General features: G+C 52.4%; 11 protein-coding genes. 8 read left to right on the top strand and 3 right to left on the bottom strand.

The window, feature by feature from the left end; all coding sequences use genetic code 11:
• The first annotated feature begins 32 nt into the window (after positions 1 to 32).
• Genes folE2 through clpB form a run of 4 tightly spaced genes read left to right on the top strand, consistent with a single transcriptional unit; the run spans position 33 to position 5,730 of the window.
• Entirely contained in the window at positions 33 to 827 is a 795-nt protein-coding gene (gene folE2, locus BLW97_RS06765; RefSeq protein ID WP_024893759.1) for a GTP cyclohydrolase FolE2, read from the top strand.
• A gap of 3 nt (positions 828 to 830) precedes the next feature.
• Positions 831 to 1,922: a chorismate synthase gene (gene aroC, locus BLW97_RS06770; RefSeq protein WP_024893760.1), complete on the top strand. Its 1,092-nt coding sequence runs from the start codon at positions 831 to 833 to the stop codon at positions 1,920 to 1,922.
• A 3-nt stretch (positions 1,923 to 1,925) separates the two neighbouring features.
• On the top strand, positions 1,926 to 3,092 hold the full coding sequence (locus BLW97_RS06775) for an MFS transporter (RefSeq protein WP_075322734.1): 1,167 nt from the start codon (positions 1,926 to 1,928) through the stop codon (positions 3,090 to 3,092).
• Positions 3,093 to 3,132: 40 nt separating this feature from the next.
• A complete protein-coding gene (gene clpB / locus BLW97_RS06780; protein ID WP_075322735.1) occupies positions 3,133 to 5,730 on the top strand; it encodes an ATP-dependent chaperone ClpB in 2,598 nt (865 codons plus the stop codon).
• 215 nt (positions 5,731 to 5,945) lie between these two features.
• Here the strand turns inward: clpB and acs are convergent, their stop codons facing one another.
• The gene (gene acs, locus BLW97_RS06785; RefSeq protein WP_075322736.1) at positions 5,946 to 7,916 is read right to left on the bottom strand and encodes an acetate--CoA ligase; all 1,971 of its coding nucleotides are present in this window, start codon (positions 7,914 to 7,916) and stop codon (positions 5,946 to 5,948) included.
• A gap of 106 nt (positions 7,917 to 8,022) precedes the next feature.
• Entirely contained in the window at positions 8,023 to 10,011 is a 1,989-nt protein-coding gene (locus BLW97_RS06790) for a monovalent cation:proton antiporter family protein (protein ID WP_075322737.1), read from the bottom strand.
• Positions 10,012 to 10,168: 157 nt separating this feature from the next.
• On the opposite strand from BLW97_RS06790, the gene rfaD reads away from it, so the two are divergent.
• Genes rfaD through BLW97_RS06805 form a run of 3 tightly spaced genes read left to right on the top strand, consistent with a single transcriptional unit; the run spans position 10,169 to position 12,571 of the window.
• Positions 10,169 to 11,158, top strand: a complete 990-nt coding sequence (gene rfaD, locus BLW97_RS06795; protein WP_075322738.1) for an ADP-glyceromanno-heptose 6-epimerase — start codon at positions 10,169 to 10,171, stop codon at positions 11,156 to 11,158.
• Positions 11,158 to 12,168, top strand: coding sequence for an NAD-dependent epimerase (locus BLW97_RS06800; protein ID WP_010642857.1), 1,011 nt, complete (start codon positions 11,158 to 11,160; stop codon positions 12,166 to 12,168). Before rfaD ends, BLW97_RS06800 begins: the two co-directional genes overlap by 1 nt.
• Positions 12,158 to 12,571 carry a hypothetical protein gene (locus tag BLW97_RS06805; protein WP_075323599.1) on the top strand — a complete coding sequence of 138 codons (414 nt, stop codon included), beginning with the start codon at positions 12,158 to 12,160 and terminating at the stop codon, positions 12,569 to 12,571. Before BLW97_RS06800 ends, BLW97_RS06805 begins: the two co-directional genes overlap by 11 nt.
• On the opposite strand, the gene BLW97_RS06810 is transcribed toward BLW97_RS06805, so the two are convergent.
• Positions 12,572 to 13,684 carry a fatty acid desaturase gene (locus tag BLW97_RS06810; protein ID WP_075322739.1) on the bottom strand — a complete coding sequence of 371 codons (1,113 nt, stop codon included), beginning with the start codon at positions 13,682 to 13,684 and terminating at the stop codon, positions 12,572 to 12,574.
• Between the two features lie 233 nt (positions 13,685 to 13,917).
• Here BLW97_RS06810 and BLW97_RS06815 point away from each other — a divergent pair, with 233 nt between their 5' ends.
• Complete coding sequence (locus BLW97_RS06815) at positions 13,918 to 14,208, top strand: hypothetical protein (protein WP_010642852.1); 291 nt, start codon at positions 13,918 to 13,920, stop codon at positions 14,206 to 14,208.
• The last annotated feature ends 10 nt before the right edge of the window (positions 14,209 to 14,218 follow it).

Below are 14,218 nucleotides of genomic sequence, written 5' to 3' on the forward strand. Positions count from 1 at the left end.
TAAATTGGTCCACTATTCAAAGTGAGGTGCGCGTGAGGAATTGCGCTACAGAGATTCTTGAAGATGTTCAGGGTCGGGTAGATCCCCGTGCCATTCCCATTCAGCAGGTAGGTATTCGTGCCGTCAGGCACCCCCTGCAGATTGCGGACAGAGATGCAGCAGTCCAACCCAGTGTTGCCTTGTGTAACATGTATGTCAGTCTGCCTGCTCATCTCAAGGGTACCCACATGTCGCGTTTCATGGAAATACTCAATAACCAGGAAGCGCCGATCAGTGTCGAAGCTTTTCGGGGCATTGTTGAGCAAATGTGCACACGCCTCGAAGCGGATTCGGCACGACTCGAAATGCGTCTGCCATTTTTCGTGCAAAAAGCGGCACCCGTTTCCGGTGTCAAAAGCATGCTGGATTACGAGGTGGAATTGATTGGCGAAATTACCCCGAAAGGCTATCAATTAACCTTGGGAGTCATGGTGCCGGTAACCAGCCTCTGTCCCTGTTCAAAAAGCATTTCAGAATACGGGGCGCACAACCAGCGTGCCCATGTTTGGGTGCATGTCCGCAGCCAGGAGACTATCTGGGTTCGGGATCTTATTGATTTAATTGAGGCTGAAGCTTCGTGTGAATTGTATGGTTTACTGAAGCGTCCCGATGAAAAGCATGTGACGGAATATGCTTATGATCATCCCAAATTCGTCGAAGATATGGTTCGGGATGTGGCCCTGCGTCTGCAGGAAGATCCGCGAGTGCGCTGGTTTTCGGTGTCATCGGAAAACTTTGAATCCATTCATAACCATTCGGCTTACGCCATGATCGAAATGGAAAAATAATTCATGGCTGGCAGCAGTTTTGGGGAGTGTTTCCGGGTGAGCACCTTTGGCGAAAGTCATGGACCGGCCATTGGCTGTATTATTGATGGTTGCCCGCCGGGAATGCCCCTGGCACCGGAAGATATCCAGGGTGATCTGGATCGGCGCCGTCCGGGGCAATCGCGCCATACCACTCAACGTCAGGAAAAAGATCAGGTAGAAATTCTCTCGGGCGTATTCGAAGGAGTGACCACGGGAACACCCATCGGCCTGCTGATTCGCAATACCGACCAACGCTCCCAAGATTACAGTAAAATCAAGGATCTGTTTCGCCCGGGTCATGCAGATTATACGTATTTGCAAAAATACGGATTACGGGATTATCGGGGCGGGGGGCGCTCATCGGCTCGCGAAACCGCGACGCGCGTTGCTGCGGGCGCCGTCGCCCGTAAATTTCTCAAAGATCGACTGGGCATGGAAATCCTTGCCTGGATGGCGCAGATGGGAACTGTGAAGGCCCAGTCGTTTGATGCTGCTGAAATTTCCAAAAATGACTTTTTTTGTCCAGATGCCAGCGCTGCAGAACAAATGGCAGAATTTCTGGATGCGTTGCGCAAGGAAGGTGATTCCATCGGTGCCCGCGTCGATGCCCGGGTTACAGGTATGCCGACAGGACTGGGAGAACCTGTTTTTGATCGCCTGGAAGCTGATATTGCCAAGGCCATGATGAGCATTAACGCGGTGAAGGCCGTGGCCATGGGGGATGGTTTTGATGTAGTCGAGCAGCGCGGCAGTCAGCACGGCGATGCGCTGACCCCGGACGGTTTTCTGAGTAATCATGCCGGCGGAGTGCTGGGCGGAATATCTTCCGGTCAGAATCTGACGCTTTCGGTGGCCATCAAACCTACCTCCAGTATCCGTATCCCTCGTCAAAGTATTGATATTCATGGTCTGCCACAGGAAGTGGTAACCACCGGTCGCCATGACCCCTGTGTAGGTATTCGTGCGGTACCCATTGTTGAAGCCATGCTGGCTTTGACTTTGATGGATCACTGGATGCGCCAGCGCGCCCAGAATGGAGACGTACAGTCTCCACTTCCCCCTATTTCTGCATAAATAATGGGCATTGAACGGGAAGGGGGCTGGCTGGCCGCCTTCTATTTTGTTTATTTCTGCGCCTTGGGTGCGTTCATGCCCTACTGGGGACCCTGGTTGCATGCGCAGGGCCAAACGCCGCTGGCCATTGGCATCCTCACTGCTGCCGTGCAATTCAGTAAAGTTCTGGCGCCTAATCTCTGGGGGTGGTTATCCCACTTCTGGGGGAGCCGCCGGATTGTGATGCTGGGGACTCTGCTCACCGCTGCCGGGTTTCTGGCACTGGAATTCAGCGCCGGTCATTTCCTGGTCATTCTGCTTATCACCTTGGCATTTTCTTTTTTCTGGGCCGCAACGTTGCCATTGGTGGATGCGGCCACGATGGACTGGGCGCAGCGTCGCTCGGCCGCTTATGGTCGCATCCGCTTGTGGGGTTCATTAGGCTTTATTGCCCTGTCCCTGGGAATGGGGGTGTTCATCAGCAACTGGGGAATGCGCGCATTTTTACCCGGTATCCTCGTGTTTTTAGTGCTTGCCTGGTGGGTAAGCCGTCATTTGCCCTACGGAATCCAGACCCATCCGTCACATCAGCTGCGTCCGCGCATGAGTCCGGTCTTGCGGGATGCCGGGCTCTGGTTTTTTTTGTTGGCGGGCCTGCTCGAACAGGCCAGTCACGGCGTATATTATGCATTTTATTCGATTTATGCCGAGGCGCATGGGCTTAACAGCAGTAGCGTCGGCATGCTCTGGGGTTTTGCCGTGCTTTGCGAAGTAGCCTTTTTCTGGTGGGGAGATCGTTTTATCCGTCGCTTTGGTGTGCCACTGGTTTTTACGGCCGCCTTTTTTCTGACTGCGCTGCGCTGGGGCGTAATTGCCTGGTGGCCGGGCTTACTCTGGATAGTGCTTGTCCAGAGTCTGCATGCAGCCAGTTATGCAGCTTTTCATCTGGCCGCTGTACACTGGGTATCTGAGCGTTTTCCCGGAGCCTTGCGGGCCCGGGGCATGGCGCTTTATGCCAGTATGGTTTATGGCCTGGGCGGCGGCTTGGGTGCCCTTGCCGCAGGCTGGTCCTGGGCCCAATGGGGTGGGCAGCTGACTTTTGCCGGGGCCGGTCTGGTGGCCTTGCTGGCCAGTGTTTTTCTGATTAAAGGATTGCGGGGATCCCCTACCCTTGAAAAAAAGACCAGCTGATCCCATGTGATGGTCAACGTTTATTTCATGGAGCTTTACCATGCGCACCGATAAATTGACCACCAAATTTCAACAGGCCTTTCAGGATGCCCAAAGCCTTGCTCTCGCTCAGGATCATCAACAAATTGAACCCATTCATTTTTTGATCGCTTTTCTGGATCAGGAGGGGGGGGTTGCCCGTCCGGTACTTGCCAAAGCTGGTGTGCAGGTGGATGCCCTGCGCAATCAGCTGAGTCGCGCATTGGAAGGCATGCCCAAAGTACATGGTCAGCCCGGCGAAGTACAGGTGAGTCGTGACTTGAACAATATGTTCAATCTGGCCGATAAAATCAGTCAGAAACGCGGAGACAGCTTCATTTCTACCGAGCATTTTCTGCTCGCCCTGCTGGAAGACAAGGGCGAGGCCGGACGCTTGCTCAAAGCTGCAGGAGCCACCAGCAAGGATCTTGAACAGGCCGTCCATGATCTTCATGGTGGCGAAAAAATCAACGATGCCAATGCTGAAGAACAACGTCAGGCGCTGGAAAAATACACCACTGATTACACCGAAAGAGCTAGACAGGGCAAGCTGGATCCGGTCATTGGGCGCGACGATGAAATCCGCCGCACCATTCAGGTATTGTTGCGACGCAGCAAGAATAATCCGGTGTTGATTGGTGAGCCGGGCGTCGGCAAAACGGCCATTGTTGAGGGTCTGGCTTTGCGTATGGTCAATGGCGAAGTACCGGAATCCCTGCGCGACAAGCGCCTTTTGGGCCTGGATCTGGGAGCCTTGATTGCCGGCGCCAAGTTTCGGGGTGAATTTGAAGAACGTCTGAAGGCCCTTTTAACAGATCTTGAAAAAAGTGAAGGGAAAATCATTCTTTTCATTGATGAAATTCATACTCTGGTAGGGGCTGGTAAGGCTGAAGGTTCCATGGATGCGGGCAATATGCTCAAACCGGCGTTGGCACGGGGTGAACTGCACTGTATTGGCGCCACTACCCTGGATGAATATCGCAAATACATCGAAAAAGATGCGGCTCTGGAACGTCGCTTCCAGCGGGTGCTGGTGGATGAGCCCAGTGTCGAAGACAGTATTGCCATTTTGCGGGGCCTCAAGGAGCGTTATGAGGCCCATCATGGGGTACGCATTACCGATCCGGCGTTGGTGGCGGCTGCCCAGTTATCGCACCGCTATATTCCAGATCGAAACCTTCCCGATAAAGCTATTGATCTGATGGATGAAGCAGCATCGCGTATCAAAATGGAAATTGATTCCAAACCTCAGGAACTGGATGAACTGGAACGCCGAATCATTCAGTTGAATATTGAGCGGGTCGCACTGGAAAAAGAAAAAGATGAAGCAAGCCTGAAGCGACTGGATATTTTACAGTCGCAAATCAATGATCTGGATAAAAAATATCAGGATCTGGAAGAAGTCTGGAAAGGTGAAAAACTGACCATCGAAGGCACTTCGCAAATTCAGAAAGAACTGGACCGCAAACGCGTGGATCTGGATACAGCGCGTCGCGCCAATGATCTGGAACGCATGGCAGAATTACAATACAGCGTCATTCCGGCCCTCGAAGCCCAGATCAAAGCGGCTGAAACTCAAGGCGAAGGCGCAAAGCAGACAAAACTGACTCTGCTGCGCACTGAAGTCGGTGAAGAAGAAATCGCCGAGGTCGTGGCCCGCTGGACAGGTATTCCCGTCTCGAAAATGCTCGAAGGCGAAAAAGAAAAGTTGTTGAAAATGGAAGAACGCCTGCAGGCGCGGGTAGTGGGACAAAGCGAGGCAGTGGCTGCAGTTGCCAATGCCATTCGCCGTTCTCGTGCAGGACTTTCTGATCCACGTCGACCCAATGGCTCATTTTTATTTCTTGGGCCTACTGGGGTGGGTAAAACCGAATTGACCAAGGCATTGGCAGAATTCCTGTTCGACAGTGAAGACCTACTGGTCCGCATTGATATGAGTGAATTTATGGAGAAGCACTCGGTAGCGCGCTTGATTGGTGCCCCGCCCGGATATGTCGGCTATGAAGAAGGCGGCTATTTGACCGAAGCGGTGCGGCGTAAACCCTACTCGGTTGTTCTGCTGGATGAAGTGGAAAAAGCCCATGCTGATGTGTTCAACGTCCTTTTGCAGGTGCTCGATGATGGTCGCTTGACGGATGGGCAGGGTCGCACAGTAGATTTTCGGAATACGGTCATTGTCATGACTTCCAATCTCGGTTCGGACCGGATTCAGGAGTTCAGCCGTAGCGGCAATTATGACGCTATGCGCGTCGCCGTCATGGACGTGGTTCAGGATCATTTCCGTCCGGAATTCCTGAATCGTATTGATGAGATGGTCATTTTCCATCCGCTGACAGCCGTGCAACTGCGGGAAATCACCAGTCTCCAGATGGGCGCATTGCGGGCGCGCCTGAAAGAGCGGGATATGGATTTGTTGTTAAGTGAGGGGGCATTGGACCGTCTTGCTGAAGTGGGATATGACCCGGTTTATGGAGCACGTCCCCTGAAACGGGTCATTCAGCGGGAAATTGAAAACCCGCTTGCCCAGCGTTTACTGCGCGGGGATTTTAGTCCGGGTGAAATCATTGAAGTGATGCTTGAAGGTGACAATTTCACCTTCACCCCGCGTCGCCTGCACTGATTTATTCTGAACACGGCGGATGGCTTGGAAGCTTTGCCGCGACTTTGGCCCGCGCCGTTGTTGTTCTTGGTGAAATCCTGCGCCCGTCAGGAGAGCTGTTTGAGCCCAAAGGGCGAGTTCTCTCCTGACAGCAGGATGAGCCTTAGAACAACAGGCAAGGGACGTTGGAGCAAAAAGCTTCCAAGCCATCCGCCGTGTTCAGGCTTACGCAGAACTCAGCGTTTGTCCTGAGCCCCCAGTTGCTGCAGGGTACCCGCATCTTCCAGGGTGCTGATGTCCTGCGTTACATCCTCGCCCCGTGCGATAGAGCGCAACAATCGGCGCATTATTTTGCCCGAGCGGGTCTTGGGCAGGGCGTCGGTAAAACGTATATCATCCGGCCGGGCAATGGCGCCAATCAGTTCAGTGGCCTGCACCCGTAATGCCGCACCGAGTTCATCCCGGTCATCCCCTTGATGTTGATGCTTCAGTATAACAAAAGCACAAACGGCTTCTCCCTTGATTTCATGGGGAATCCCTACCACAGCAGCTTCTGCCACTGCCGGATGGGCGACCAGGGCTGATTCTATTTCGGCCGTGCCCAGGCGATGTCCAGAAACATTGAGCACATCGTCAATGCGGCCCATGACCCAATAATAACCGTCCTGATCCCTACGGGCGCTGTCACCGGCTACATAGTAGCGGTTATTGAATTTGGCCCAATAACTTTCAATGTAACGCTCCGGATTCCCCCAGACCCCACGCAACATGCCCGGCCAGGGCTGCTCAATCACCAGATAACCCCCAGCGTCGGGAGCGTCAACAGGATCTCCCTGGTCATCCACAATCCGGGCACTGATACCGGGTAAGGGGAGGGCGCAGGAGCCGGGTTTGTTGGCGGTGACGCCGGGAAGTGGCGCGATCATGTGGCCGCCGGTTTCAGTTTGCCACCAGGTATCGACAATGGGGCAGCGTCCCGCACCAATTTGCTGGGAATACCACATCCACGCTTCAGGGTTCATCGGTTCGCCGACGGTACCCAGCAGGCGCAAGCTTGACAAATCATGTCTGGCCGGCCATTCATCGCCCATTTTCATGAAAGCCCGAACAGCCGTAGGCGCCGTGTATAGTACGCTGATTCCATGGCGGGCTATCATTTCCCAGAAACGGTCGGGCTGGGGATACATGGGCGCGCCTTCGTACATGAAAATGGTTGCGCCATTGGCGAGGGGGCCATACACCACATAACTGTGTCCGGTAATCCAGCCGACATCTGCCGTGCACCAGTACACATCTTCAGGCTTCAGATCAAAAGCCCAGCGGGTGGTCAGCATAGTCCAGAGCAAATAACCGGCGCTGCTGTGAAAAACGCCCTTGGGTTTGCCCGTACTACCGGAGGTATAGAGAATAAACAGCGGATCTTCTGCAGCCATGGGCAAAGCAGGGCAGGCGGCACTTTGTCTGGAAACAGCTTCCTCCCACCAGATGTCGCGCCCTTCCTGCATGTTGATGTCCGCACCGGTTCGGCGCAGGACAATGACCCGTTTCACGGAATGTTCGTGTTCACGCAGTAATGCTTGATCGGCATGCTGCTTGAGCGGCACTTTTTTGCCAGCACGCCAGGCCCCATCTGCGGTAATAAGCATCACGGCAGACGTATCTTCAAGGCGATCTTTAAGCGCCTCAGCAGAAAAGCCGCCAAATACTACCGTATGAATGGCACCAAGACGGGCGCAGGCCAGCATGGCCACAACGGCCTCCGGGACCATGGGCATGTAAATGGCGACCCGATCGCCTTTTTTGACACCCTGATGGATGAGCGCATTGGTAAAAATGCTGACCTCCCGGTGCAACTGCGCATAAGTATAGGTGCGGACTTCTCCGGCTTCCCCCTCCCAAATCAGTGCCGCTTTATGGCGCTGTGCCCCATGCAGATGACGATCCAGGCAGTTATGGGTCACATTGAGCTTGCCGTCGCTGAACCAGCGATAAAACGGCACGTCGCTGGAGTCCAGTACCGTTTTGAACTCCGTGTCCCAGTCCAGATGCTGGCGGGCCAGATCAGCCCAAAATTGCTGAGGATCGTGTGCTGCTTTTTGCTGGAGTTCTGCAAAATCTTCTGCCGTCAGGTTTGCCTGGTCAGCAAAATCTGCGGGTACTGCGAAAAGGCGGTTTTCGGACAGACTGGAATCAATGGCATTATTCATAAATCACTCTCAAATTTTTTGTGTGGTCCGCATATTCAGATAATACTTTAACATAGCATAGAGAAAAGCGTTCTTGGACTATTCGGCTACTGGCCAGCTTGAAAACTTATGCGGTGACTGCAGTTTCCTGTGCAGTGTTACCCTCAAGAACATATAGTTCGGCTTTGGTCAGTGCTGCGGGGCTACCAAATAAAACCAGTACATCTCCAGATTTCAATACGGTATCCGGAGCCGGATCACGCCCGCGAATACCGTGCCGCCGCACGGCCACCACAGACACGCCAAAACTGGTCAAATTCAACTCGCGAAGGCTAAGGCGCAAGCCAAAAGCGGTTTCACCCAAAGGGATAGAAGCCAGTCGCGCCGAAGCCTGATCTTCGCCGGGTTCAGAACCGCCCCAGAACGCACCCCGGAAGAACTGGTAGCGCTCCTGACGAAAACGTCGGACCCGACGTAATACGGTGCTGATGGGGAAACCGATGAGTAATAAGGTCTGAGAAGCGAGCATCAATGCTCCTTCGTTTACCTCCGGCACTACTTCATCGGCTCCGGCGGCTTCCAATTTTTCCAGTTGGCTGTCGTCATGAGCACGGACCACCACCGGTAATTCTGGTATTAGCTCTTTGATTATGGAAAGAACCCGCTGACTCGACGCCACATTGGCATAGGTGATCACCACCGCGCGCGCCGAGAAAATCCCCGCCGCCTGCAAAACGTCACGTCGACTGGCATCCCCATAAAATATGGACTCTCCTGCAGACTGCGCTTGACGGACCCGCACCGGATCCAGATCCAGGGCAATAAAAGGAATAGCTTCTTCTTCAAGTACCCGGCCTACACTTTGACCAACCCGGCCATATCCACAAAGCACCACGTGGGCCTTGAGATCAGCGGCGCGTATTTCAGTGAGTTGCTGATCGCGATGATTGCGGTAACTTCCCACCAATTTGCGCGCAATCCAGCCATTACGTTCTACCAGAATGGGTGCCAACATCATGGATAACAACATACCGCCCAACACCGGCTGCAACACATGCGCGGGTAACAATTGGTATTGATTGGCCAGTGCCAGCAATACAAAACCAAATTCTCCCGCTTGTGCAAGGACAATGGCAGAGCGTAATGCCACTCCGGGTTCATAACCGAATAATCGGCTCAGCCCCCACACCAGAAAGCCTTTTAGAAACACAATCAGCAATAAAACGATGAGCACCCAGCCAATATTCGCCCACCAGGCGGGCAAATCCACCAACATCCCGATGGTGACAAAAAACAGCCCCAGGAGAATATCGCGAAAGGGCGCAATATCAGCTTCCACCTGATAGCGATAGGCGGTTTCGGAAATCAGCATGCCCGCTACAAATGCGCCCAAAGCCAAAGAAAGCCCGGCTTGTTCCGTAATCCACGCTAGCGCCAGGGTCACCAGTAACACATTGAGCATGAACAACTCAGTAGATTTGCGGTTGGCAATCAACTGGAACCAGGGCCGCATTATCGGCCGGCCAATGACCAGCAACACCAATAACACCACCACCGCTTTAAGACCAGCCATGGCAAGATCATGAGGAAGCTCTTTGGCGGACCCTGCCAGTGCCGGAATCAGAATCAGCAGGGGAACCACGGCCAAATCCTGAAACAGCAACACACTGACCGCTATGCGGCCATGACGGGACTGCATTTCCATTTTCTCGGCCAGGGCACGGATTACCATGGCCGTAGATGACATGGCCAGAATGCCCCCGAGAATCACGCCGGTTTTCCAGGAAAGCGGAATAATCAGAGCAATACCCACAAAAATAACACTGGTAAGCAAAACCTGGGCAGCGCCCATACCAAAAATCAGTCGTCGCATGCTCATGAATTGTGAAAGACTGAATTCCAGCCCAATGCTGAACATCAGAAACACCACACCAAATGCTGCCAGTTGACGGGTGCTGGCCAGATCGGGCACGACAGCAAGGGCATGCGGCCCGAGAATGACGCCGGTCAGTAGATAGGCAAAAACTGCGGGCAACTGCAAAAAGCGCAGCACCCCCACCAGGATCACGCCTGTAGCGAGTAGCAAGATGATGATTAGCAGTCCCTGATCGTGCATAGGTCTCCTTAGCAAACACGCCAGATTCTGGTCATGGCGCTTGCGTGGTTTTCATAGGTAGGGTCGACTGAGTATTTTCACTCCCCGAAAGGGATATGGGCTTATGTTCGGCAGCTGCCCACTTTCTGTTATCATAACCGGAAAAGGAGAATCGCGCATGTATATTGTCACGGGCGGAGCTGGATTCATCGGCGCCAATATTGTTAGTTCACTGAATCAACAGGGTATTTCAGACATTCTCGTGGTCGACCACCTGACTCGCGCTGACAAGTTTCTCAACCTCACCGATCTGGAAATTGCCGACTACATGGAAGCTGAGCGTCTTCTGGAGTTGATTGGGAGTGATCAGCTGCAAGGCGTTGAAGCCGTTTTCCATGAAGGCGCCTGTTCCGATACCATGGCCACGGATGGTCGTTATGTCATGGAAAACAATTATGCTTTCAGCAAAGCATTATTGCATTGGTGTCAACGGCACAATATTCCTTTTCTGTATGCATCCAGTGCTTCTGTTTACGGTATGACCGGGAGTTTTACGGAAGAACGCCAGGCCGAATCCCCCCTGAATATTTATGGTTTCAGCAAGTTTCAGTTTGACCAGTATTTACGGCGTATGTGGAATGAGTTGAAAGCCCCGGTACATGGATTTCGCTACTTCAATGTCTATGGTCCCCGGGAGTTTCATAAGGGCCGTATGGCTTCTGTGGCTATGCATTTTTACAGGCAATATCGGCTGGATGGGCACGTGCACCTGTTCGCAGGTAGTGCCGGTTATGCGGATGGTGAGCAACGGCGAGATTTTATTCACGTAGATGACGTGGTGTCCGTCAATATGCACTTTCTGGATCATCCACGCAGTGGTATTTATAACGTGGGTACAGGGCAGGCTCAAAGCTTCAATGATGTGGCTGTCACCGTAGTCAACAGTATGCGGCGCATGGCCGGTGAGGAAACTCACGATTTTCCCGGCCTGCAAAAATCTCAAACCATTCGCTATATCAGCATGCCAGAAGCACTGCATGGTAAATATCAAAGTTTCACACAGGCAGATATTCACCAATTACGCGCTGCCGGTTATAGCAAAACCTTTCTCTCTGTAGAACAGGGAGTGGAACGATACATCGACTGGCTGGCTGAACGGGACCAATGATGGAAACGCGGGTACTTATCACCGGCGTTGCCGGATTCATTGGGTTTCACCTGGCGCGGCGTTTGCTGGCCGATGGATGGATTGTGCAGGGGATTGATAATCTTAACGACTATTATGATCCTAACCTCAAAAAAGATCGTCTCGCGCAACTGGAAGGTCATCCAGCTTTTCAGTTTAAAAAAATCGATCTGGCAGATCGCTCCGCTATGGAAACACTTTTTGCGGGACCGCATTTTGATGTGGTAATCCATCTGGCCGCTCAGGCTGGTGTGCGTTATTCATTGCAGGCTCCACACAGTTATGTGGACAGTAATGTGACCGGTTTCTTGCACATCCTTGAGGGATGTCGGGCACAAAAAGTCGGGCATCTGCTTTTTGCGTCTTCCAGCTCTGTATATGGAGCCAATAGTCAACTCCCTTACAGTGTTCACGATCCGGTTGATCATCCAGTCAGCCTTTATGCGGCCACCAAGCGGGCAGGGGAGTTGATGGCTCACAGTTATGCGCACCTGTATGGCATTCCCTGTACGGGTCTGCGTTTTTTTACCGTTTATGGTCCCTGGGGAAGGCCGGACATGGCGTATTTCAGCTTCACCCGCAAAATTCTTGCCGGTGAAAAAATTCCGGTATTCAATCATGGAAAAATGCAGCGGGATTTTACGTATATTGACGATATTATAGAAGGGATCACCCGTCTTGTTCCGAAAATCCCCGGTCCACAGGCAAACTGGCCTGCGGATCCGGCATCCAGTGCCGCGCCTTTTCAGATACACAATATCGGTAATCATACACCAGTAGCCCTGACGGACTTTATTCAAACGCTGGAAGAGTGTCTGGATAAAAAAGCAGAAATCGAATGGCTGCCCATGCAGGATGGCGATGTGGTGGCTACTTACGCGGATGTCTCTGCGCTTCAGGAGGCCGTCGCTTTCGCTCCGGACACGCCCTTGCGTGCAGGATTGCAGCAATTTGTGGACTGGTACCGTCGGTATTATGGCAATGCCCAATAGGTATAAACCACTTCATCTGCAAAGCATCCGTCTGCGCAGTCGAACGGAGTTTATTTGGCACCAGCTCCGCTACACCGCCATTGGTTTGGGTTTTATGACCATCTCTTTGGGGGTCGGTATCCTGGGTTACCATTTTCTGGGGAAAATCAATTGGATCAACAGCCTGCTCAATGCCAGCATGATTCTCAGTGGCATGGGTCCGGTGTCCAGTCTGCATGGGACAGCCGCAAAACTGTTTGCCAGTGCCTTCGCTTTGTACTCGGGCATTGTCTATCTGGCAGTATCTGCTGTTCTTCTTTACCCGATCGTCATGCGGCTCCTGAAGATTTTGCATCTTCAGGCTCTGAACACCGCTACGGATAATTTGCATGCAAAGCAGAACGTCTATGCAGACGACGAATAGTCAGTAAGCTGTTTTTCCGGGATAAACACCGGCACCGGTTGAGGCACTGATCTCAGAGGTCTTTTGTTCAATCCAGCTGCGTCCGGAACGGAAGCTCATCCATTGCTTTGCGTCATAATCATAGAGTTTGCAGGTGCTGAATATCCGGCGCACGGATCTAAAACTAAAGCGCATTTCATGTAGGTAGATACCATAGGCCGAGCGCAGGTCTTCATAAGCTGCTTCAAGATGATAATAGGGGATACGCGGATCTACATGATGCGGCGCATGAATCAGGATGTTATGAATAAGCATCTCGCTGATTTTTGAACAACGCACGACCGTACTGCAATATAGTTGGCCAACACTCTGACTCCATTCTTCTTTTTCCATAAAAAAAGGAATGTCAGGATGCGTGTGATGCAGATAAACAAAAAGGGCAATGTAGTAATTGAAAACCAGAAAGGGGAGCAGCACCGCTGCGATAAAACCCAACGGACCTGCCGCCCACCAGGAGAATGCCGAAAACGCCAGGAAAAACAGTGCAGTCATGATTTTACTTAAGGTAAAAGCGCGTCTGTTTTTCTGGTCTGCCTTGAAACGCACCATTCCGGGCCACCATACGCGCAGCAGATAATGCAAAGCGCAGGTATAGGGGCTCCGCTCCAGACGATATATCCATTTTTGAAAGATGCTTTTTTGGCGATATTCCTGGGGGGTTAATGGTTTCCAGATCCAGTCAATGGGGCTCAGACTGGTAAACCCATGATGCACGCGATTATGTCCAAAAGCCCATAGGCGATACATGTTGAAGGAAGGCAACATGAACAGCGTGCCCAAGACTTCGGCCAGGTACCGATTTTCGAACAAGGCGCCATGTGCGGCATCGTGGGCCCAGACAAACATGAAGGCAACCGCAGATCCCGCCACCAGACCGAGCAGCAACTGAGCCCACCAATGATGAATCAGCAATATGCCGGTAATCGCCGCTAGATAAAGCACAGCGTCAAAAGCATAACTGAACAAAGCCTTACTGATATCACGCTGATAGCATTCCGGCCGAATAGCTTGACGAACTGTCTGAATTTTCAGCGATTTCAATGCATCATATAGCTTTTTCGGATCTGCTTCCATTGGAGTCGCTCCTATATAAATATAATAGTACATCATTATACATAATAAATCGCGATCACCAAGTGTTTTTGAGTATCCGGGCGAGCCAGTCTTGGAGCTCGCTACCCGTCCAGCGGGCGGTACCGGTATTTGGCATGGGAAAAATTAGTGCTAACATGGTGCGGTCATTTGCGCTATAAATGATGTGTAACTGAAGCTGTCATCCTGTATTAACTATTAGGAGAGTGAAAGAAATGTTGGATATCGCTAAGATCAAACCTATTGCCCGTATTGTTCTGGTTGCTGGCGCCATTGCTCTGGCATCTGCCTGCGCCAAGAAAGAAGACACCACTGCTGCAGCGGATAGTAGTGCGACCACCACGACGGAATCTGCTGCTCCGGCAAGCACGACCAGCACTGACACCAGTGCTGCCGCTGCGCCTATGGAATCAGCTGCGCCCGACAGCAGTGCTGCGGCTGACACCAGCAGTGCCGATTCTTCGGATACGGCTGCCAGCGACAGCTCCGGAGCCTCTACAGACTAAGTTGTTACAA

This window comes from Acidithiobacillus albertensis, assembly GCF_001931655.1.
Lineage (GTDB): Bacteria > Pseudomonadota > Gammaproteobacteria > Acidithiobacillales > Acidithiobacillaceae > Acidithiobacillus > Acidithiobacillus thiooxidans.

What these genes read in the sequence shown, in the direction of transcription:
- aroC (WP_024893760.1), top strand. Translation starts at nt 831, where the DNA reads ATGGCTGGCAGCAGTTTTGGGGAGTGTTTCCGGGTGAGCACCTTTGGC.
- BLW97_RS06775 (WP_075322734.1), top strand. Translation starts at nt 1,926, where the DNA reads ATGGGCATTGAACGGGAAGGGGGCTGGCTGGCCGCCTTCTATTTTGTT.
- clpB (WP_075322735.1), top strand. Translation starts at nt 3,133, where the DNA reads ATGCGCACCGATAAATTGACCACCAAATTTCAACAGGCCTTTCAGGAT.
- acs (WP_075322736.1), bottom strand. Translation starts at nt 7,916, where the DNA reads ATGAATAATGCCATTGATTCCAGTCTGTCCGAAAACCGCCTTTTCGCA.
- BLW97_RS06790 (WP_075322737.1), bottom strand. Translation starts at nt 10,011, where the DNA reads ATGCACGATCAGGGACTGCTAATCATCATCTTGCTACTCGCTACAGGC.
- rfaD (WP_075322738.1), top strand. Translation starts at nt 10,169, where the DNA reads ATGTATATTGTCACGGGCGGAGCTGGATTCATCGGCGCCAATATTGTT.
- BLW97_RS06800 (WP_010642857.1), top strand. Translation starts at nt 11,158, where the DNA reads ATGGAAACGCGGGTACTTATCACCGGCGTTGCCGGATTCATTGGGTTT.
- BLW97_RS06805 (WP_075323599.1), top strand. Translation starts at nt 12,158, where the DNA reads ATGCCCAATAGGTATAAACCACTTCATCTGCAAAGCATCCGTCTGCGC.
- BLW97_RS06810 (WP_075322739.1), bottom strand. Translation starts at nt 13,684, where the DNA reads ATGGAAGCAGATCCGAAAAAGCTATATGATGCATTGAAATCGCTGAAA.
- BLW97_RS06815 (WP_010642852.1), top strand. Translation starts at nt 13,918, where the DNA reads ATGTTGGATATCGCTAAGATCAAACCTATTGCCCGTATTGTTCTGGTT.